Source organism: Mesorhizobium sp. M0159, assembly GCF_040322295.1.
Taxonomy (GTDB): Bacteria; Pseudomonadota; Alphaproteobacteria; order Rhizobiales; family Rhizobiaceae; genus Mesorhizobium.
Genome location: NZ_JAMYTF010000003.1, coordinates 215,517 through 235,701 on the forward strand (window position 1 = coordinate 215,517; position 20,185 = coordinate 235,701).

15 protein-coding genes are annotated in these 20,185 nt (G+C 62.5%); 11 read left to right on the plus strand and 4 right to left on the minus strand.

Annotated elements, in window-relative coordinates:
• Positions 1-59: 59 nt before the first annotated feature.
• Complete coding sequence (locus NKJ32_RS04660; RefSeq protein ID WP_352646410.1) at positions 60-3,920, minus strand: peptidoglycan-binding protein; 3,861 nt, start codon at positions 3,918-3,920, stop codon at positions 60-62.
• Positions 3,921-4,472: 552 nt separating this feature from the next.
• On the opposite strand from NKJ32_RS04660, the gene NKJ32_RS04665 reads away from it, so the two are divergent.
• The 7 genes from NKJ32_RS04665 to NKJ32_RS04695 all read left to right on the plus strand — a co-directional run bounded on the left by NKJ32_RS04665 (position 4,473) and on the right by NKJ32_RS04695 (position 13,426).
• Positions 4,473-4,934, plus strand: a complete 462-nt coding sequence (locus tag NKJ32_RS04665; protein WP_023677331.1) for a MerR family transcriptional regulator — start codon at positions 4,473-4,475, stop codon at positions 4,932-4,934.
• A 237-nt stretch (positions 4,935-5,171) separates the two neighbouring features.
• Positions 5,172-6,968, plus strand: a complete 1,797-nt coding sequence (locus NKJ32_RS04670; protein ID WP_352826905.1) for an acyl-CoA dehydrogenase — start codon at positions 5,172-5,174, stop codon at positions 6,966-6,968.
• 238 nt (positions 6,969-7,206) lie between these two features.
• Entirely contained in the window at positions 7,207-8,376 is a 1,170-nt protein-coding gene (locus NKJ32_RS04675) for an acyl-CoA dehydrogenase family protein (protein WP_352826906.1), read from the plus strand.
• Positions 8,377-8,407: 31 nt separating this feature from the next.
• Positions 8,408-9,616: an acetyl-CoA C-acetyltransferase gene (locus NKJ32_RS04680; protein ID WP_352589120.1), complete on the plus strand. Its 1,209-nt coding sequence runs from the start codon at positions 8,408-8,410 to the stop codon at positions 9,614-9,616.
• A gap of 12 nt (positions 9,617-9,628) precedes the next feature.
• Positions 9,629-11,848: a 3-hydroxyacyl-CoA dehydrogenase NAD-binding domain-containing protein gene (locus tag NKJ32_RS04685; protein ID WP_352589123.1), complete on the plus strand. Its 2,220-nt coding sequence runs from the start codon at positions 9,629-9,631 to the stop codon at positions 11,846-11,848.
• Positions 11,849-11,930: 82 nt separating this feature from the next.
• Entirely contained in the window at positions 11,931-12,575 is a 645-nt protein-coding gene (locus NKJ32_RS04690) for a S24 family peptidase (protein ID WP_023677336.1), read from the plus strand.
• Positions 12,576-12,586: 11 nt separating this feature from the next.
• On the plus strand, positions 12,587-13,426 hold the full coding sequence (locus NKJ32_RS04695) for a thermonuclease family protein (protein ID WP_023677337.1): 840 nt from the start codon (positions 12,587-12,589) through the stop codon (positions 13,424-13,426).
• Here the strand turns inward: NKJ32_RS04695 and NKJ32_RS04700 are convergent.
• The gene (locus tag NKJ32_RS04700; RefSeq protein ID WP_352621875.1) at positions 13,389-15,044 is read right to left on the minus strand and encodes a lysine--tRNA ligase; all 1,656 of its coding nucleotides are present in this window, start codon (positions 15,042-15,044) and stop codon (positions 13,389-13,391) included. The two genes, NKJ32_RS04695 and NKJ32_RS04700, sit on opposite strands and share 38 nt — an antisense overlap.
• Before the next feature lie 246 nt (positions 15,045-15,290).
• On the opposite strand from NKJ32_RS04700, the gene NKJ32_RS04705 reads away from it, so the two are divergent.
• Positions 15,291-15,701, plus strand: a complete 411-nt coding sequence (locus NKJ32_RS04705) for a tellurite resistance TerB family protein (RefSeq protein WP_023677339.1) — start codon at positions 15,291-15,293, stop codon at positions 15,699-15,701.
• A 14-nt stretch (positions 15,702-15,715) separates the two neighbouring features.
• Here NKJ32_RS04705 and NKJ32_RS04710 read toward each other — a convergent pair whose 3' ends face one another.
• Positions 15,716-16,567 carry an ABC transporter substrate-binding protein gene (locus NKJ32_RS04710; protein WP_352826909.1) on the minus strand — a complete coding sequence of 284 codons (852 nt, stop codon included), beginning with the start codon at positions 16,565-16,567 and terminating at the stop codon, positions 15,716-15,718.
• Positions 16,568-16,852: 285 nt separating this feature from the next.
• On the opposite strand from NKJ32_RS04710, the gene NKJ32_RS04715 reads away from it, so the two are divergent.
• The 3 genes from NKJ32_RS04715 (at position 16,853) to NKJ32_RS04725 (ending at position 19,085) form a co-directional block, all read left to right on the plus strand.
• A complete protein-coding gene (locus tag NKJ32_RS04715; protein ID WP_023677341.1) occupies positions 16,853-17,584 on the plus strand; it encodes a helix-turn-helix transcriptional regulator in 732 nt (243 codons plus the stop codon).
• Positions 17,585-17,681: 97 nt separating this feature from the next.
• Entirely contained in the window at positions 17,682-18,320 is a 639-nt protein-coding gene (locus tag NKJ32_RS04720; protein ID WP_023677342.1) for an acyl-homoserine-lactone synthase, read from the plus strand.
• A gap of 15 nt (positions 18,321-18,335) precedes the next feature.
• Positions 18,336-19,085, plus strand: coding sequence for an enoyl-CoA hydratase-related protein (locus NKJ32_RS04725; RefSeq protein WP_023677343.1), 750 nt, complete (start codon positions 18,336-18,338; stop codon positions 19,083-19,085).
• Between the two features lie 24 nt (positions 19,086-19,109).
• On the opposite strand, the gene ppk2 is transcribed toward NKJ32_RS04725, so the two are convergent.
• The gene (ppk2, locus tag NKJ32_RS04730) at positions 19,110-20,012 is read right to left on the minus strand and encodes a polyphosphate kinase 2 (RefSeq protein WP_352621871.1); all 903 of its coding nucleotides are present in this window, start codon (positions 20,010-20,012) and stop codon (positions 19,110-19,112) included.
• Positions 20,013-20,185 lie beyond the last annotated feature (173 nt).

A 20,185-nucleotide genomic window follows, 5' to 3' on the forward strand; every position in this document is an offset into this window, starting at 1 on the left:
CTCAATCAGTTAACAGGCAAATCTGTGGCAAAGGCGTCGCGGAAACGACGCATCCGCCGTTATTTACGCGCAAGCAGCGCCTTGACCAGCTTTTCGTCGATCGCGCCGGTTGCCTTCATATCGTTGTCGGCCTGGAAGGCCATGATCGCGTTCTTGGTTTTCTGGCCCATCATGCCGTCGGGATTGCCGGCCTCGTAGCCGTTCTTGTTGAGAATGCGCTGGATGTTCTGGACCGCTTTCTTCATGTCGATGCCGGCGGTCGTCTGCGGTGTGCCGTCCTGCCACGATTCAGGAACGTCGGCCGAATTGGCGGCTGGATCGAGCGGCTTGGCCTTCCACAGTTCAGCCGCGGCCCGCGCACGCTCCAGCTGGTCGGGCCTCAGCGCCTTGGCGATCTCGTCGCGCTTGGCCGCCGCATCCTTGTCGCCGGTCTTGGCGACGAGTGCGAACCATTTGTAGCTCTCCTCGAGGTTCTGCTTCATGCCGACGCCCTTCGCCGCGAGGATGCCGAGATTGAACTGGCTATCCTTGACACCGAGATCCGCCGCCGCCTGGAACCAGCGCGCTGCCGATTCATTGTCGGTCACGCCATCCGTCGCCATCGCAAACAGCACGGCAAGATTGTGCATCGCGCTGGCATTGCCCTGCGCTGCGGCAAGCTGGTACCAGGTTTTCGCTTTCTTGATGTCGCGTGCGACGCCGACGCCCTTCTCGTAGAAATTGCCGATGCGGTATTCTGCCGGTACGAAACCGAGTTCGGCAGCTTTCTCATACCATTTGGCCGCCGCCGCCATGTCTTCTTTGACGCCGCGAGACTCGGCGTAGCGCGAGCCGATCTCGAACAGCGCCTTGGCGTCGCCGCCGGCCGCTGCATCGCGCAGGGCGGCCGGACCCGCATCGGCCGGAACGTCGATCTTGGCAACGCCTGCCGCGGCAGCATCCGCCGGCGGCACCGTGCCGGTCGTGTCCTGCGTCGCAGTGGTGGCTATAGCAGGCGCGGCAGCCATTGGCTCGGCGTCGCTGGCCGTCGCCGCTGCCGGCGCGGGCACTGCGGCCGCGGTGTCTTGCGCCGCCAGGTCAGCAGGCGCCGCGGAAGCCGAGGGCGCCGTCGATGTCTCGGCTGCCGGTGTAGCGGGGCCGGTTTGCGCCGCCGTGTCGTCCTTGGTCATCGATGCGGATGGCTCTGCCTGCCTGACGGTGGGCGACGGCGCGCTCTCCTGTGTTGTCGTCTGCGCGTCCGCCTTCGGCTCGCTGGCAACGCTGGCCAAAGCGGTTTCCACCGGCTGTACGGCCACGGCCGGTGCCGCCTCATTGTTGGTGACTTCGACCGGGTCGGAGAAGAAGGCTTTGCCCAGTTGCAGGCCGGCAAGCGCCAGCATGATGGCGATTGCCCCCATCAGGATCGGCTTGCGCCGCGCCTTGAGCAGGTCGCCGATCCTGAGTGCCTTGACCGGGCCTTTCATCGTCGACTGGCGCTTGAGGGCGTCCGCCTCGGCGGCCGCCGCTTGCGCAGCCCGTCTGGCTGCCGCGATGAAGTCCGATTTCGCCGCCTCAGCGCCGCCTTCCCGGGTCGGCTGCCCGCGCTCGTCGCGCACGCGCTTCATGATGGCGCTGAGGTCGGGTGCGCCGGAGCCGGGTTCCAGTGGCCGGTTGGCGAGCTTGGGGTCGAGGGGCTCGTCGAGATCGACGCTCGGTATCTCGGCGCTCTGCGCCGAGCCTGCAAGCGGCGGCATCTCGGCGTCCTTCTTGCCCTTCAAGGCGCGCGCCAGCCCGCCTAACATCGATTTCCTGCCGCCGCCTTGCTCGGTTTTTTCACGCGTCGTGTCTGAACCGAGAGCCGCCAGGGCTGCTGCGGCGGCGGCCTCGGCTGGCGTACGCGGACCTGGCTCGTCGCGCACGAGCGCCGCGGCGCGGCCGTCGAGATCGGCCATGCTGCCCGTCAACGGCAGCGGCTGGTCGAGGTCCATCGACGGTGCGTCCTGCACCGAGATCTTGGATGGCCGGCCGAAACGCTTGCTCAACTCCGCGCTTGCCGGTTCGCCCGTCTCCAATGAACCAAGCCTGTCAACGATCTTGAGCAGCGTATCGTGGATAGCCTCGAACGTTCTCGAATTGCGCTCGTCCGAACGGCGCGTCAGTGCCTCGAGCGTCTTCAGGTCCTGGGCGAGGCCGGTAACGGCCGCCGTGTTGGCGCTTGATCCGGCCAGTGAGCGGACGGCGCTCTCAGCCGCCTCGCGCGCCGCGCCGAGGATGGAATCGCGGGTTCCGGCCAGCGACTTCTCGATTTCGTTGAGACGCGGGCTGATGTCGTCGAATTCCGGCAGCGGCGTGCCGGGCTTGGAAAGATGCGCCGTCAGGCCGGCGACCTGCGCTTCAAGGCTGCGGATCAACGCCGGGTCGATGCTGGCGACCTGCGCCGCGGACGAATCCAGCCGGCTTGAGATGTCTTCGAGCCGGCTCTCCAGGCCACGGATCGCCGCCTCGTTGGCGGGATCTGGAACGCGCGTCTCAATCCGCTTGGCCAGCGCGGTGAAGCGGGCGTCGATAGCATCCATAATGCCGGCGCTATCGACCTGCGGCATGCGCTGGTCCAGCCTGTCGGCGACCTCGTCCAACCGGCGCTCAAGGTCGCGAAACAGCATGTTGCCTTGTTCGATTGCGTCGCCCTGGCGACGTTCCATCATGCTGGACAGCACGTCGAAGCGCTGCTCGAGCCCCTGGAAGATGTAGTCGGCGTCGGGCATGGCAGGCGCGTGGTCGATCTTGTCGGCAATAAGCGCGACTTGCCTGGCAAGGCGCTCCATCGCCTGTTCCGGCAGATTGGCTCGGCCGGCCAGTTCATCCACGCGGCTCGACAATGTGTTGAGACGGTCGATGACCTCCCGACCCGGACGATCCTGCGACACTTCTTCGATTTGCTGGGCCAGTGAATCGATCCGCTTCTCGATGCGTTCGAAGGGCTCGGGGTCGAACGAATTGGCTTGCGCGGCAACCGTCGAGGCGACGATCGCGCGGGAAATCTCGTCGAGCCGCTCGTCGATCTGACTGAATGTGTCGCCGCCGCGATTGTCCTGCTGGCGGGCGAAATGGTCGACCGCTCCGGCAAGCGTGCGGACCTTTTCCTCGAGCGAGCGCAGCGACAGCGATTCCGGCAGATTGCTGACGGCATTGCTGATCTGTTCGAGCCGCTCCGTCAGCGCCGACAGGCCGGGTGCATCGGAACGCTTGCGCTGATCGGCCTCGACGCGATCCTCGAAAGCGTTCCAGCGGCGGTCGAAATCGTCCCAGCGGCGTCCGACCGCCTGCACGCTCTCCTCGCGCGCCAGCGTATCGAGCGCGGCTTTGACCTGCTCAAGCTCGAGCCGCAGCATATTGACGCTTCTGTCGTCGCTTTTTTCGGCCAGTGTCTGGATGGCGCCGGAAAGCCGCTCGAATTCGACGCTGAGTTCGGCGCTGCCTTTGCCGCCGCCATTTGACTGGAAGGCTCGCCCAATATTCTTGCGCAGTACCTCGAACTCGCGTTGCAGGCCGGAGGTCATCTGCTGGCGCAAGTCTTCGCGCAGGCCGCGCAATTCCCCGGCGATCTTGCCGGCTAGGGCGACGCTGTCCTCCTGGCCGCGTACCCGGTCGATATCGCGGGCGATCGCCTGGTAATTCTGGTCGAAAGCCGCTGCTGGACCTTTCGGCCGCTGCGCGCGTGGATCCTCATACCGGCGCTGCTGGCCATAGGGTTGGGCGCTGGGATAGCGTGGTTCTGCCGCTGGTCGGCGCGGATCGGGGTGGCTTGCCGTCTCCTCGCGCGTCCGCTCCAGCCGCTGCTCCAGAGTTTCCAGGGAGCGGTTGAGCTCTTCAAGCGTCGTGTGCGGCCGGCGTTGCCTGCCGGCGTTGAGTGTATCGAGGTAGGACCGCTTGCTGTTCATCAATACGCCCGTTTCAGAATTGCTGGCTTTCACCAGGTTCCCAAAGTCCTGCCGGGACGAAGGCGACTGCTTGGCTTGTTGCAGTGGAAGACGAGCTTCCCGGGTCTCATCCGCGCTCCGAAAAACCGTGAAAAATTCAGTACAGGATAGACACGGGTAACCGACATGCGCACATTTCGCCCCAACGTGGTAAACAACGCGTTAACCAAGCTTAAGAAGTTGCAACTTTGTCGGCTGGCCGCCGACGGCGCCGGGTGTCTTTTTTGGACGCGCAAAAGACGTTGTAGAATTTTGATCAGCCGCATGATCGCTCCCGAAATCGGCAACGACCTTTTAGGTTGTCCGCTGGTGCTGCGGCATAAAGTTGCAAGACCAGAACGCTCTTGCGTGGTGAGGCGGCTATCGATATAGAATTGACGTAAACGTAAATGAGCGGATTACGCCGTTTGCGATTTGTTTGTTGAAACCACGAGTGGAAGCACGCCCCCGCTTTCACTCAGGCGACGCAAGGTCCGCGACCGCGACGCCACCAGACGGGGAAAGCCAGTGACCATGAAACTTATTTCGCCCGGCCAAGCCGCGGCCAACACCAACGATATGTCGAGCGAAGCCGGTGAAGAGCTTGTCCGCATCGGCGAAATGGCCAAGAAATACGGAGTGACGCTGCGTACGCTGCGTTTCTATGAGGACAAGGGTCTGCTCAACCCGCAGCGCGACGGCTCGACCCGTCTCTATACACGCCGCGACAGGGCCCGGCTGAAGCTGATCCTGCTTGGCCGCAAGGTCGGGTTCTCGCTGCGCGACGTCAAGCAGATGATGGACCTCTATGATCCGAACGGCTCCAACACCAAGCAATTGCGGCTGGCGCTCGACAAGTCGGAGAAGCAGCTTGCCCGTCTGCAGAAGCAGCGGGCGCTGATCGACGACGCCATCAGCGAACTGAGTGCTTCGATGTCGACCGTCCGGCAAATGCTGATCGAGCGCTCGACGCCGCAGGCCAGCGTAGCGAGCTAAACTAAGCTTTCGATTTGTGACGAATAAGAGCCGCGTGGCTTTCGCTGCGCGGTTCTTCGTCGTTTGCCGTGCTTTGTCGTTTGTCGTCCTGGCGCGCGGGGGAAAATTTGACGCACCGCCGAATTGACGTTTACGCAAACGTCAATATTTGTTATCTCGACCACAACGTTGGTCCGTCTGCCATCCTCATATGCTGGGGCTGATTTCGGGGCCAAGACCGCATGGTGGAGGAAACGCATGCCGATCTACAGAGCGCCGGTCCGGGACACGCTGTTCGTGCTGAACGAAGTGCTGGGATATCGGCGTTATTCCAATCTTCCCGGATTTTCCGACGCGACGCCGGATGTGCTCGAGGCCATCCTTGCCGAGGGCGCGAAGCTCGCCGAAAACGTGATGCAGCCGCTGAACCGCGTTGGCGACGTGGAAGGCTGCATGCGCCATGACGACGGTTCGGTAACGACGCCGAAAGGCTTCAAGGAAGCTTTCGACCAGTATCGCGAAGGCGGCTGGATGGGGCTCGCGGCACCTGTCGAGTTTGGCGGGCAAGGCTTGCCCTACGCGGTGCACACTGCGGTTGCCGAATACATGGTGTCGGCCAATATGTCGCTGATGATGTATGCCGGCCTGACGCAAGGCGCGATCGCTGCGATCATCACCCATGGCACCAAAGAGCAGAAGGCAACATGGTTGCCGAAGCTGGTCGAGGGCGCCTGGACCGGCACCATGAACCTGACCGAGCCACACTGCGGAACCGATCTTGGCTTGCTGCGCACCAAGGCCGTCCCAAATGGCGACGGCACCTACAGGATCTCCGGTCAGAAGATCTTCATCTCGGCCGGCGAGCATGACATGTCGGACAATATCGTCCACCTCGTGCTGGCCCGTATCGAGGGCGCGCCGGATGGCGTGAAGGGCATCTCGCTGTTCATCGTGCCGAAGCTCAAGCTCGATGCCTCAGGCAATCCGGGCGAGAAGAACACCGTCTCCTGTGGCTCGATCGAGGAGAAGATGGGTATCCATGGCAACTCGACCTGCGTCATGAATTACGACGACGCTGAAGGCACGCTGCTCGGCGAGGCCAATGGCGGGCTGAAAGCAATGTTCACCATGATGAATGAGGCGCGGCTTGGCGTCGCCCTGCAGGGACTTTCGCTATCTGAGGTTGCCTACCAGAATGCGGTTTCCTACGCCAAGGATCGTTTGCAGGGCCGCTCGCTGTCAGGGCCGAAGGCGCCGGACAGGAAGGCCGATCCGATCATCGTCCATCCGGACATCCGCCGCAGCCTGATGACCATGAAGGCTTTCAACGAGGCCGGCCGCGCGCTGGCGCTGTGGACGGCGATCAAGTCCGACATCGCTCACCGCTCCGGTGACGACAAAGATCGCCAGGTCGCAGACGACTACACCGGCCTGATGACGCCGGTGGTCAAAGGCGTGCTCACCGACAAGGGGTTCGATCATGCGGTAATGGCGCAGCAGGTCTTCGGCGGCCACGGCTATATAGAAGAGCACGGCATGAGCCAGTTCGTCCGCGATGCGCGCATCGCCATGATCTATGAGGGTGCCAACGGCATCCAGGCGCTCGACCTCGTCGGCCGCAAGCTGGCCTTGAATGGCGGCCGCGCGGTCCAGGCTTTCTTTAAGGAAGTCGGAGAGTTCTGCGAGGAAAACCGCACCGACGAGACGATGGCGCCCTTCACCAAGGCGCTGAAGAAGGGCCTCAACGATCTGCAGACGGCGACGATGTGGCTGGTGCAGAACGGCATGGCCAAGCCCGATAACGCCGGTGCCGCCTCGACCGATTACATGCATCTCTTCGGCCTGGTGGTGCTGGGCTATATGTGGGCGCAGATGGCCAGGGTGGCCGCAGCGAAATTGGCGAATGGCGCCGACGGCGCTTCGTCTTTCTACGACAACAAGCTGGTGACGGCGCGCTTCTTCTTAGAGCGGATCATGCCGGAGACGTCGGCGCATCTTGCCCGCATTTCCAGCGGTGCCGACACATTGATGGCACTGCCGGCGGAAGCGTTCTAGCTTCGGCATTCCTCTCCCCCTCGAGGGGAGGGTGGCCCGAAGGGCCGGGAAGGGTCCTGCGTGCAGTGCGCCGACCTTCATTCTGATGCATGCCTTGGAGGAAAATGATCGCAATGCCGTGGCACATGGCGCAGGTTGTAAAAGATAAGGTCGAGCAAGTCATCGGCGACCCCACCCGGCCGCTTCGCGGCCACCCTCCCCTCGAGGGGGAGGGGAACGTCGGCGCGAGGGAGAAACCATGACCCACCCCGCCGAAATCCTTGGCCTTCCCAAGCCCGCCTGGGCGGCGGACGAGGTCGGCATGCTTTACGACATGGCGCACCGCTTCATGTCGGAAGAGATCGCGCCGCGTTACGACGAGTTCGAGAAGAACGAAATGGTCGACCGCGAGAGCTGGCTGAAGGCGGGTGCTGCCGGCCTGCTCTGCGCCTCTATGCCGGAGGAATATGGCGGATCGGGCGGCACCTTCGCGCATGAGAGCGCCATCATCGAGGCGATCGGCCATGTCGGCGTCGACGGGTTCGGCATTGGCCTGCACAATTCGATCGTTGCCCCCTATATCCTCCACTACGGCTCGGAGGAGCAGAAGAAGAAGTGGCTGCAGAGGCTGGCGACCGGCGAGCTGATCGGCGCCATCGCCATGACCGAGCCGGGTGCGGGCTCCGACCTTCAAGGCGTCAAGACGCGCGCGGAAAAGGACGGCAACCGGTACAAGCTCAACGGCTCGAAGACCTTTATCACCAACGGCCAGCTCGCCAATTTCATCATCGTCGTTGCCAAGACCGATCCTGAGAAGGGCGCCAAGGGCATCTCGCTGATCGTCGTCGAGACCGACGAGGTGGAGGGTTTCGAGCGCGGCCGCAACCTCGACAAGATAGGCCTCAAGGCCAACGACACGTCGGAACTGTTCTTCAACGACGTACGTGTGCCGACCTCGAACCTGCTCGGCAACGAGGAAGGCCAGGGCTTCGTCCAGTTGATGCAACAATTGCCGCAGGAGCGGCTGCAGATCGGCACCACTGCTATCGCCATGGTCGAGCGGGCCCTGGCGCTTACCATCGACTACGTCAAGGAGCGCAAGGCCTTCGGCAAGCCCATCATCGAATTCCAGAACACCCAGTTCAAGCTTGCCGAATTGAAGACCGAGGCGACCATCGGCCGCGTCTTCTATAATGACTGCGTTGCCCGCCACATTAACGGCGGCCTCGACCCGGTGACCGCGTCTATGGCCAAATACTGGCTGTCGGACCTGCAAGGAAAAGTCGTCGACGAATGCCTTCAATTGCATGGCGGCTATGGCTACATGAATGAATATCCGATTGCGCGCATGTTCCGCGACGCCCGCGTCCAGCGCATCTACGGCGGCACCAACGAGATCATGAAATTGCTGATCGGGCGCTCGCTCTGAGCGAGTTTCAGCAAACCCAAGGAGCAGGAAAATGGCCGAAGCTTATGTCTATGATGCCGTGCGCACGCCGCGCGGCAGGGGCAAGAAGGATGGCTCGCTGCATGAAGTGCCGGCGGTGCGGCTCGGCGCCAAGGTGCTCGAGGCCATCCGCGACCGCAACGGGCTGGACACCGGCACCGTCGACGACATCATCTTCGGTTGTGTCGATCCGGTTGGCGAGGCGGGTGCGGTCATTCCACGTGCCGCCGCTTTCGAGGCCGGCTACGACACCAAGGCGCCTGGCATGCAGATATCGCGCTTCTGCGCCTCGGGCCTCGACGCCATCAATTTCGGCGCCGCCAAGATCGCGCAGGGCGCCGACGAGATCGTCATTGCCGGTGGCGTCGAATCGATGTCGCGCGTCGGCATGGGCGCCTCCGGCGGCGCCTGGTTCATGGACCCATCGGTCGGCCTGCCCGGCTGGTTCGTGCCGCAAGGAATCTCGGCCGACCTGATCGCCACCAAATACGGCTTTTCGCGCGACGACGTCGATGCCTACGCGGTCGAAAGCCAGAAGCGTGCCGCCAAGGCGTGGGGCGAGGGCCGCTTCAAGAATTCGGTGATCTCGGTCAAGGACCAGAACGGCCTGACCATCCTCGACCATGACGAACATATGCGGCCCTCGACCGACATGCAGTCGCTGGCCGCGCTCAACCCGTCCTTCGTCATGCCCGGCGAAATGGGCGGCTTCGACGCCGTCGCCGTGCAGAAGCATCCCGAGGTGGAACAGGTCAACCACGTCCACCATGCCGGCAATTCCTCCGGCATCGTCGATGGCGCGGCGGCCGTGCTGCTCGGCTCGAAAAAGGCGGGAAAGACGCTCGGCCTCAAGCCGCGCGCACGCATCCGTGCGTTCGCCAACATCGGCTCGGAACCGGTGCTGATGCTGACCGGCCCCGTCGACGTCACCGAGAAGCTGTTGAAGCGGGCGAAGATGAAGCTGTCGGACATCGACCTGTTCGAGCTCAACGAGGCCTTCGCTTCGGTGGTGCTGCGCTACATGCAGGCTTTCGACATTCCGCATGACCGGATCAACGTCAATGGTGGGGCCATCGCCATGGGCCATCCGCTCGGCGCCACCGGTGCGATGATCTTCGGTACGGTGCTGGACGAATTGGAACGCCGCGACCTCAACACCGCGCTGGTGACGCTTTGCATCGGCGCCGGCATGGGCACTGCAACGATCATCGAACGCGTCTGACGGAGAGAGATGATGAGCTACACCAATTTCACCCTCGACATCGACGCCGACGGCATTGCGCTGGTCACCTGGGACATGCCGGACCGTTCGATGAACGTCTTCACCGAGGAGGTGATGCTCGAACTGAATACCATCGTCGACAAAGTGGCGAGCGATGCAGCGATAAAGGGCGCGGTGATCACCTCCGGCAAGGATACATTCTCGGGCGGCGCCGACATCACCATGCTGCAGAAGATGCTGGCGACCTTCGCCGCCGACAAGGCGAAGGACCCGGAGAAGGCGACCAAGGCGCTGTTCGACAATGCGGGCACCATGAACGGCCTGTTCCGTAAGCTGGAAACTTCGGGAAAGCCATGGGTTTCGGCGATCAACGGCACATGCATGGGTGGCGCGTTCGAATTGTCGCTCGCCTGCCATGGCCGTGTCGCGGCCGATTCAGACAAAGTGAGGATGGCGCTTCCCGAAGTGAAGATCGGCATTTTTCCGGGCGCCGGCGGCACCCAGCGCGTGCCACGGCTGACCGACCAGCAGCAGGCGCTGCAAATGCTGACGTCCGGCCAGACGCTGTCGCCTCAGAAGGCCAAGTCGATGGGCCTGATCCATGAGATTGCCGAGCCGGACAAGCTGGTCGAAACCGCCAAGGCGATGATCAGGAACGGCTTGAAACCGGTGGCGCCATGGGATGAAAAGGGCTTCAAGCTGCCCGGCGCCCCGATCTATTCGGTGGCCGGTGCCAATCTGTGGCCGCCGGCCATCGCCATTCTGCGCCGAGAGACCTATGGCAATTATCCCGCCGCTGCCGCCATCCTGAAATGCGTCTATGAGGGCCTGTTGGTGCCGTTCGACACCGCCTTGCGGATCGAGCAACGCTATTTCACCGAGATCATGCAGACCAGGGAAGCGGCAGCGATGATCCGTTCGCTGTTCGTGTCGCTGCAGGAACTGAACAAGGGCGCGCGCCGCCCGGCCGGTGTGCCGGAAACGAAGTTCAAGAAGATCGGCGTACTCGGCGCCGGCTTCATGGGCGCTGGCATTGCCTATGTGACGGCCAAGGCCGGTATTCCGGTGGTGCTGCTCGACCGCGACATGGAGTCCGCCGCCAAGGGCAAGGCGCATTCCGACAACCTGATCTCGGATCAGGTAAAGAAGGGCCGTGCCAAGCCGCAGGACAAATATCAGTTGCTGTCGCTAATCACGCCGACGGCCGACTATGCGGATCTCGCCGGCTGCGATCTTGTGGTCGAGGCGGTATTTGAGGATTCGGCCGTAAAGAAGGGTGCCACCGAACAGGCCGAGGCTGTGCTCAAGCCGTCGGCGATCTTCGCCTCGAATACGTCGACCATACCGATTACATCGCTGGCCAGGAATTCGGCGCGGCCGAAGAATTTCATCGGCATCCATTTCTTCTCGCCGGTCGACAAGATGATGCTGGTCGAGATCATCCTCGGCAAGAAGACCGGCGACAAGGCGCTGGCAACCGCGATCGACTTTGTCCGTGCCATCAAGAAAACGCCGATTGTCGTCAACGATACGCGCGGCTTCTATGTTAATCGCTGCGTGCTGCGCTACATGTCGGAGGCCTACAAGATGCTGATCGAAGGTGTTCCGGCGCCAATGATCGAGAACGCGGCCAAGGCCGCCGGCATGCCGGTCGGTCCTTTGGCGTTGACCGACGAGACGGCGATCGACCTTGCCCAGAAGATCATGAAGCAGACCATGCGCGACCTCGGCGACAAGGCGGTCGATCCGAAGCAGATGGCGCTGATCAACACGATGGTCGACACGCATGGTCGCTTGGGCCGCAAGAACGGCAAGGGCTTCTATGACTATCCGGCAAAACCGGCCAAGAAGAAGCTGTGGCCAGGCCTCAGGGATCTCTACCCGCAGCTGGCGCCGGAGCAGGTCGATTATGAGGAACTGAAGCAGCGGCTGCTGGTCACCATCGCGCTTGAGGCGGTACGGGTGATGGAAGAGGGCATCGTTACCGACCCACGCGAGGCCGATGTCGGCTCGATCCTGGCCTTCGGCTTCGCGCCCTATACAGGCGGTGCACTGTCCTACATCGACGGCATCGGCGCGAAGAAATTCGTCAAACTCGCCAAGCGCCTGCAGAAGAAATACGGCACCGAGTTCAAGGCGCCGAAGCTGCTGCTTGATATGGCCGAGAAGGGCGAGACCTTCTACGAGCGCTTCGATCCCTATACCAGGGACGAGGCCAAGGAGGCAGCCTGACGCCGTCTTCGGCGGTGGACAAGATGGCGGCCAAGGGGTAAAACAGGGAAGGTATTTTTTCCTGTTTCGAAGGAAGAGCAAGGTGCTCTCGCACGACCGCGTTTGGGCCGCCATCGACGCTCTTGCCGAGCGTTATTCGCTTTCGGCCTCTGGGCTGGCCAGGCGCGCTGGCCTCGACTCGACCGCCTTCAACAAATCGAAGCGGCTGTCCTCAGATGGACGGCCGCGCTGGCCGTCGACCGAATCGCTGGCCAAGATCATCGAGGCGACCGGCGCCTCGCTGGATGAATTTGCGGGGCTGGTCGAGGGTCGGGGTAATTCCGGCGCACTACCCGTGCAGAGATCGTCGGTGCCGCTGCTCGGCTTCGCCCAGGCGGGCGCCGGTGGCTTCTTCGACGACGCCGGGTTTCCAGCGGGGCAGGGATGGGACCTGATCGAGCTTCCGGCACGGGCAACCGAAACCTCCTATGCCTTGAAGGTCCAGGGCGATTCCATGCTGCCGCTCTATCGCAATGGCGATGTCCTGATCGTCGAGCCAGGGGCTACCATACGAAAGGGTGATCGCGTCGTCGTCAAGACCAATGCCGGCGAGGTGATGGCCAAGGTGCTCGACCGCCAGACACCGAGGTCGATCGCGCTGGTCTCCCTCAATCCCGATCACCCGGACCGCGACATCCCCATGCGCGATGTCGAATGGGTGGCGCGGATTGTCTGGGCAAGCCAGTAGGCGCGGGGCCGGTGCGTCTGCCTCACCTTGCCTTGGCTGTTCTGGCGATCCCGGCGATGGCCACGGCAATTGTCGCCGGCGGCCGCGCCGTCCAGAGCGAAAGCGGCGGCCCCTGGGAGCAAATCCAGGTCGGCGCTGAACCGCAGCCCGCCGCGCCGGCTACGTCGGCCATCCCGAAACCAGTGCCGGCCAAGCAGGCGGCGCATTCGAGGGCAATCGATCCAGAAATCGTGGTGCCGCCGCAGCTCGGTTCCAACGAGCTTGAACGGATAGAGCCGCGCGCCCCGTTGAGCGATCTGGCATTGGCCGGACCGCCCAAGCCGCCAAAAACGAAAATGCCCGACGACTGGAAAGGCACGAAACTATTCCAGCCCGTCGCGTCGGCCGCCGGGGTCATCGAAGCAAAGGGCTATTCGATTGCGGTTTCCGGTATCGACATCGTCAAGCAGGAGGAGACTTGCACCGACGGCGGCGAGTCCTGGAATTGCGGCATTCGGGCGCGAACGGCCTTCCGCGCCTTTCTCCGCAGTCGTGCGGTGGTCTGTGCCGTGCCGCCCGAAGGCGGTCCTGATCTGATCGCCGCCGAGTGCCGGATCGGCAATCAGGATATCGGCCAATGGCTGGTCGAAAATGGCTGGGCGCGCGCCGCCAAGGGCGGCCCTTACGTAGAAGCCGGCGAGAAGGCGCGTGCAGCAAAAAAAGGCGTCTTCGGGCCGCCGCCGAGCGTTTCAGGCCTGCCGCCGCTCCCGGCTGCTGCGTCGCGATCCGCGCCTGTAGCGCCTAGCTCGATCCTGGAGGAGCAAGACGGCGTCCTCATGCCGCCAGCTGACCAGCCAGCGCCCGCTGAATGAGCTCGCGCGTTTCGGCGATGCCGTAGAGCGCGGCGAAGGAGCCGAAGCGCGGCCCGCGTTCCTGACCTATCAGCACCTGATAGATCATCTGGAAGAAGGCGACGGAGACACCGGGTCCGCCCTCCGGGCTCTGCTTGGAATGATCCTGGTAGCGCTCGATCTTGCGCGCAACATTGAGGGCAGCGTTCTGGATTGCCTCGCTGTCGGCATCAGCCGGCAGCGCGGCGAGCGCTTCCGAAAGCTTGGTCAGCGCCTCGCGCTCGACCGCGTCGGCAGCACGGTACACTTTCGCCGGCTTCACGAAATCGTCGAAATAGCGGATGGCATATTCGGCCAGCCGGTCGAGCTCGGGATGGGTTGTCGGCGTCACACCCGGCGCGTGGCGCGAAATGAAACCCCACAGCACGTCCCTGTTCTGCGCATTCGAGGCGCTGACCAGGTTGAGCAGCAGCGAGAACGGAACCGGCAGGTCGACTGCCGGGGGATTGCCGTCATGCATGTGCCAGACCGGATTGCCCAGCCGCTCCTTCCAGTCCTGCCTCTGATAGGCAGAGAGGAACGTGTAATATTCGTCTACCGCCTTCGGGATGACGTCGAAATAAAGCTTCTTCGCGGTTCGCGGGCGCTGGAACATATAAAGGCTAAGGCTCTCGGTCGGCGCGTAAGTCAGCCACTCGTCGATGGTCAGCCCATTGCCCTTCGACTTCGAGATCTTCTGGCCGTTCTCATCGAGGAACAGCTCATAATTGAAGCCCTCGGGTGCCGGAGCATCGAGCGCGCGGCAAATCTGCCCGGCGAGCTTGACGGAATCGATCAGATCCTTGCCGGACATCTCGTAATCGACGCCGAGTGCTGCCCAGCGCATCGCCCAATCTGGCTTCCATTGCAGCTTGGCATGACCGCCGGTCACCGGCGTCTCGAAGCGCTCGCCGGTGTCCGGGTCGCGCCACACGATGGTGCCGGCGTCGAGCTTGCGCTCGTCGATCGCGACTTGCATGACGATGCCGGTCTTGGGATGGATCGGCAGGAAGGGCGAATAGCTCAGCGCCCGCTCCTCGCGCAGCGACGGCAGCATAATTGCCATCACCTTATCGAAGCGCTCGAGCATCTTGAGCAGCGTCGCGTCGAAGCGGCCGGAAGTATAATAGTCGGTCGAGGAAGCGAATTCGTAATCGAAGCCGAAACGGTCGAGGAAAGCGCGCAGCCGTGCGTTATTGGCGGCGCCGAAGGACGGATACTCATTGGAGAACGGGTCCGGTATCCTGGTCAGCGGCTTGCCGAGATAGGCGCGCAGCATGTCCTTGTTAGGCACATTGTCCGGCACCTTGCGCAATCCGTCCATGTCGTCGGAGAAGCACAGCAGCCGCGTCTTGACCTTGTCTTCAGTCAGCACGCGGAAGGCGTGGCGCACCATAGATGTGCGCGCCACCTCGCCGAACGTGCCGATGTGCGGCAGGCCGGACGGGCCGTAGCCGGTCTCGAACAGCACCGTTTCCGGGTAGCCGCTGCTCGCGTAGCGGGCGACGATCTTTTTCGCTTCCTCGAATGGCCACGCCTTGCTTTCGGCGGCGGCGGCGAGGACTTCCGGGCTGAGATCGATCGGCTGTTGTTCGGCCATGATGCTATTCCTGCAACTTTGCCAGCATCCATGCCGGCAGCCGCATGCTCTAGACCATGATCCCGAAAAGTGGAACCCGGTTTTCGGGCAGCACCGTGATCAGGCAAGAAGATTAAGAGCCCCCGTCCCGATAGTCAGGATGGATCAAGTTCCAAGGCGTGATCGGAGCGCCAACGATCGCGGCTGTTTTTCCTTGCGGCGCCGGTCCCTCGTTCCTAACTTCGGGACCATCTCAAGGAGTTGTAAATGCCATTGTCGCCACACGAAGCCATGATCTACCTGATGGTCATCACCTCGGCATCAGACCGCGACATGACCGACGTCGAACTGGCGCGGATCGGCGACGTCGTTCGGTCCTGGCCGGTGTTTGAGGATTTCAACCAGGAGCGGCTGGTCGAGGTCGCCCAGGCCTGCCAGAAAATGCTGCATGAAAAGGATGGGCTGGAGGGCGTCCTGGCGCGCGTCGCCGAGGCGCTGCCCGAACGCCTGCGTGACACCGCCTATGCCGCCGCCTTCGAGGTCGCAGCTGTCGATCTCGAAATGCGCCTGGAGGAGGTGCGCGTCCTGCAGCTCGTCCGCCGGGAACTCGACCTCGATGCGCTGACGGTCGCCGCCATTGCGCGAGCCGCCAAGGCCCGCCTTCGCACGCTGACCTGAGCCGGCGGCCAAGCTCAGAAAAAACTGACGGGAAAATAGCGCAGATAGAACTCGGCGAACGTGCCTTTCACCGAGATTTCCTGCAGCGCGTAGTCGAAAGCGGCGGCCAGTGCCGGATCGTCGGCCCTGGTGGCGATTGCCATGCCTGAGCCGAGATATTCGGGCGCCAGATAGGGGCCGCCGGCAAAGCGGCAGCAGCCCGCTGCATCCGAACCGCCGAGCCAGAAGGCGAAACGCATGCCGTCGCCGAAGGCGGCGTCGATCTTGCCGGCTTTCAGCTCGCCATAAAGCTCCTCCGGCTTTGCGAACGGGACGATTTGGACGTCGCCGAAATAATCGCGCAGCATCCGCTCGTGCGCGGAGCCGGCGATCACGCCGACACGCTTGCTGCGCAGCTTGTCGAACATTGGTTCGGTCAGCGCCTGTGTCTTCAACATGATGAAGCGTGCCGGAAATTGCAGGTAGGAGCGTGAAAATGTGTATTTCGACCGCGACTCCGGCGTCGCGGCGATGCCGGCAATGATCGCTTCGCCCTCGCCTTTCCCGAGCGCACCTTCGAGCTCGGCCCAGGGCAGCGCCTGGATCTGGCATTTTTCGGCAATGCCGAGCTCGGCGCAGATGGCGCGCGCCAGGTCGACATGGAAGCCCGACAGCCGGCCTGCCCCATCGAGGAAATTGAACGGCGGGAAATCCGTGGCGGTCAGGAATCGCAGCCGCGGCAGCATCGAAAGGTCCGGCTTTGGCAGCCGCTCCTTGGCGTCCCAGAACACCGGCACCTGCGGCTCCGCGGCGAGCGCAGCAGCCGCAAGCGATTGCGCTCCGATCAATATCGAGATCAATGAAATGGATATGCGCCGAAACGCCACGCGACGACTCCGTCCGGTCTTGCCCCGGCTTTCGTACGAAATAACACAGGTTTTTGTACGAAAAAAACACAGGTACGACGGTTTTTGGTTTCATCATTGCAATTTAGGGATATTGTTTAGTGAGTTTGCAAGTGACTGCGTGATGCCGGCTGAGGAGGAGCAGTAGGACGCACAGGGGAGGCAGCTTTGCAGTCCGGGGTTGATGGCGTGGTGTTGATGGCGTGGTGCGGGTTGATCACTGCCATTGGCCTCAAGAGCGGAAGGCAACATGGGGTAGATGTTGCGATGGGTCATTTCGATCGTACGCTGGAGTTGATAGATCAGTTGCAGCACGCCGGCACAGCCGCCGCCGTCTGCGAAAAGCTGCTGGGGGTAACAAGCGGGTTCGGGCTGACGGCGCTGATGGCCGGGACGGTTCCGCAACCTGGCACACCGAGAAACCAGCAAAAGGACCATGTGCTGCTCTGCGACTGGCCGGCTGAATGGCTTGAGCGCTACGTCGCGCGCAACTACGTCGATCACGACCCCGTCGTCAGCCACATGAAGCAGCTTCAAGCGCCATTCCAGTGGCGGGAAGCATCTCAGGGCATCCGCATCGGCAAGAGCGGCGGCGAGGTGATGGGCGATGCCGGCGAATTCAAGCTGCGCGACGGGTTGGCCTTCCCGCTAATCACGCTCGATGGCCAGATCGTCATGGTGTCGCTAGGCGGCGAGGCTGTCGAATTGTCGAGTGCCGAGTTCGGGTTGGTGTCGCTGGTCTCGACTTATGCGATTGGCCGCGCAATGCAGCTCCACACTATGGCGGGCAAAACCATCGATCATGTCGAATTAACGCCGCGTGAGCGCGAATGCCTGCAATGGGCTGCTGTTGGCAAGTCCGAATGGGAGATTTCACAAATTCTCGGCATTTCGGAACACACGTCAGAGAAACACCTTCTTAACGCCAAAAGCAAACTCGGTGCCGTCAACCGGGTCCAGGCCGTCGCGGAAGCGATAAGGCGCGGCTATATTAACTAGGTCGGCCGCGCCGGCCTAGAAATTCTTGCTTGCGTGATCGCGTAATTTTTTTGGGAAAGCACGGCCGTATCTTCCTATTGAAACTAGGAGACGGCAAATGCTTTTTTCCCTCACGACCCAGGAATTGATGGAACGGCCCGACCTCTGGGAGGCAGTTCATCGTTTGCGTTACAGAGTTTTCGTCGAAGAGATGGGATGGACCGATCTGCAGCGCCCTGATGGCCTCGAGATCGATCAATTCGACCACGACGAGGCAGTGCACCAGATCGTCATCCGCAATGGCGAGCTCGCCGGTTATCAGCGGATGCTGCCGACGACCCGGGCACATCTTCTAACCGATGTGCTGGCGGACCTTTATGAGGGAACCCCACCGTCGGGCCCGAATGTCTATGAACTGACCCGCTATGCGGTTGCGCCGGGATTCCGCGACGGTCGGCGCGGCGTGTCGACGGTCGGCACCGAGCTGATCGCCGGCTTCGTCGAGTGGGGCCTGAAGCGCAACGTCAACCAGGTGATCATCGAATTCGAGCCGATGTGGGTGCTTCGCGCGCTGCAGCTGCATTTCCTGGCAACGCCGCTCGGTTACCAGCGTACCTATGGCAACCAGCAGGTGGTTGCCACACTGCTCACCTTCAACGAGCACACGCTCGACGTGGTGCGTTCGCGCCGCAACCATTTTGCGCCGGTGCTGGCCAGAGGGTACCCGGACATGCTCGGACAGAGACGCGCCTCGTGAGATTGGAGAGAGGCCATGAACGTTCACTCAAAAGCAGAATTCCGCAATCACACGCTGATCGTCACGGTATCGTCGGGTGACGGCCGCCCGGTGCTGGACAGGCGGGCCTATGAAAGCCTGGCCAGGACATTCCATGAAGCCGCTGTCGACGACGACGTCCGCGTCGTGGTCCTGCGCGGCTTGGCCGGGTGCTTCTGCCTCGGAGCCGATTTCTCCGAATTTCTCGATGCCACCAAACATCGGCGACTGATCGCCGCCGTCACCGATATGTTCCGCACGCTGGCGACGTTCCCGAAACCGGTCCTTGCCTGTGTCGACGGCGACGCCGTCGGCGTCGGTTGCACCATCCTGTTCCACTGCGACATGGTGATCGCCTCGAGCAAGAGCACGTTTCGGGTGCCGTTCGTCGATTTCGGCCTGGTGCCGGACGCGGCGACCAGCATTCTGGCGCCGCAGAAGCTCGGCTATGCCGGGGCGTTCCGCTTCTTCTGCCTGGGCGACACGCTCGCCGCCGAAGATGCCAGGGCACTGGGCCTTGTCGGCGAGATCGTGACGGACGGCAGCGTCGAGGAAGCCACGTTGGCAAGAGCCAGGCAACTCGCCAAGAAGCCTGTCGCGGCGCTGCTACAGACGCGCGACCTGCTTAGGGGCGACACCGGCGCGCTCTGCGACCGCATCGACCAGGAGATCTCGCTTTTCCAGCAGGCGCTGCAGGACGACACCACGCTGAAGCGACTGCAGCGGATTGCCCGGCTGGCGGCATGAGAGCCGCGTATCGATGAGGTGAGCTTATTTTTCGAGGAAAGTCGGCCCTTCGCCGATGATCTTCTTGTCCTCCTTGCCGATGACGTCGAGGTCGCGGCCGTCATAGGGAAGCGAAAGGAGAATGCGCTGCATGACGGCCAGCCGCGCGCGCCGTTTGTCGTTCGCCCGCACAATGATCCAGGGCGCGAACTCCTTGTGCGTGCGCTCGACCATCAGGTCGCGCGCTTTGGTGTATTCGTCCCATTTGGTGATGCCGGCGATGTCGATTGGCGAAAATTTCCAGCTCTTCAGCGGGCTCCAGCGGCGGTCGTGGAATCGCTCGAGCTGCGTTTCCCGGCCGATGTTCAGCCAGAATTTGAAGAAATGTATGCCCTCGTTGCGGATCATCCGCTCGAAATGCGGAACCTCGTCCAGAAATTGCTCGTGCTGCTCGGGCGTGCAGAATCCCATCACCGGTTCAACGCCGGCGCGGTTATACCAGGAGCGGTCGAAGGTGACGAATTCGCCCGACGTCGGGAAGTGGTCGACGTAGCGCTGGAAGTACCATTGTCCAAGCTCGGTGGGCGTTGGCTTGGTCAGCGCCACGTTGCGCGCCGTGCGAGGGTTCAGATACTGGCGCAAAACGAAGATCGTGCCGCCCTTACCGGCAGCGTCGCGCCCCTCGAACAGCGAAATTACCCGCTTGCCCGTCGACTGCAGCCACGCCTGCGCCTTGACCAGCTCGATCTGCAGCTTCTCTAGCCTCTCGTCATACTCCTCGCTCTTCATCTTCTTGTCGTAAGGGTAACCGCCGGCGGTGAGCTTGCGGTCCTCGACCCAGTCGGGAAGCGCGGGGGCCTCGATGTCGAACGCCCTCTCCTTGCCGTCGATCATGATCTTCAGCGGCCCCGATGAGGGTGCGGCGGGGCTTTCCTTGGCGTTTTTCATCGAGGCGAACCTTTCCAGCTTCCGGACTCGTGCTATTGGGAGCCTTACTGCATCGGCCCGAAAATCGGAATCGATTTTCGGAAAGAACGATGCAGCAGATAAAGTGGTAGAGCGTCCTTTGTGCGCCCAATTGGACGCACTGCGCTCTAGCGCCGGTCCAGCAAGAAGTTCTT

What these genes read in the sequence shown, in the direction of transcription:
- NKJ32_RS04660 (WP_352646410.1), bottom strand. Translation starts at nt 3,920, where the DNA reads ATGAACAGCAAGCGGTCCTACCTCGATACACTCAACGCCGGCAGGCAA.
- NKJ32_RS04665 (WP_023677331.1), top strand. Translation starts at nt 4,473, where the DNA reads ATGAAACTTATTTCGCCCGGCCAAGCCGCGGCCAACACCAACGATATG.
- NKJ32_RS04670 (WP_352826905.1), top strand. Translation starts at nt 5,172, where the DNA reads ATGCCGATCTACAGAGCGCCGGTCCGGGACACGCTGTTCGTGCTGAAC.
- NKJ32_RS04675 (WP_352826906.1), top strand. Translation starts at nt 7,207, where the DNA reads ATGACCCACCCCGCCGAAATCCTTGGCCTTCCCAAGCCCGCCTGGGCG.
- NKJ32_RS04680 (WP_352589120.1), top strand. Translation starts at nt 8,408, where the DNA reads ATGGCCGAAGCTTATGTCTATGATGCCGTGCGCACGCCGCGCGGCAGG.
- NKJ32_RS04685 (WP_352589123.1), top strand. Translation starts at nt 9,629, where the DNA reads ATGAGCTACACCAATTTCACCCTCGACATCGACGCCGACGGCATTGCG.
- NKJ32_RS04700 (WP_352621875.1), bottom strand. Translation starts at nt 15,044, where the DNA reads ATGGCCGAACAACAGCCGATCGATCTCAGCCCGGAAGTCCTCGCCGCC.
- NKJ32_RS04705 (WP_023677339.1), top strand. Translation starts at nt 15,291, where the DNA reads ATGCCATTGTCGCCACACGAAGCCATGATCTACCTGATGGTCATCACC.
- NKJ32_RS04715 (WP_023677341.1), top strand. Translation starts at nt 16,853, where the DNA reads ATGGGTCATTTCGATCGTACGCTGGAGTTGATAGATCAGTTGCAGCAC.
- NKJ32_RS04720 (WP_023677342.1), top strand. Translation starts at nt 17,682, where the DNA reads ATGCTTTTTTCCCTCACGACCCAGGAATTGATGGAACGGCCCGACCTC.
- NKJ32_RS04725 (WP_023677343.1), top strand. Translation starts at nt 18,336, where the DNA reads ATGAACGTTCACTCAAAAGCAGAATTCCGCAATCACACGCTGATCGTC.
- ppk2 (WP_352621871.1), bottom strand. Translation starts at nt 20,012, where the DNA reads ATGAAAAACGCCAAGGAAAGCCCCGCCGCACCCTCATCGGGGCCGCTG.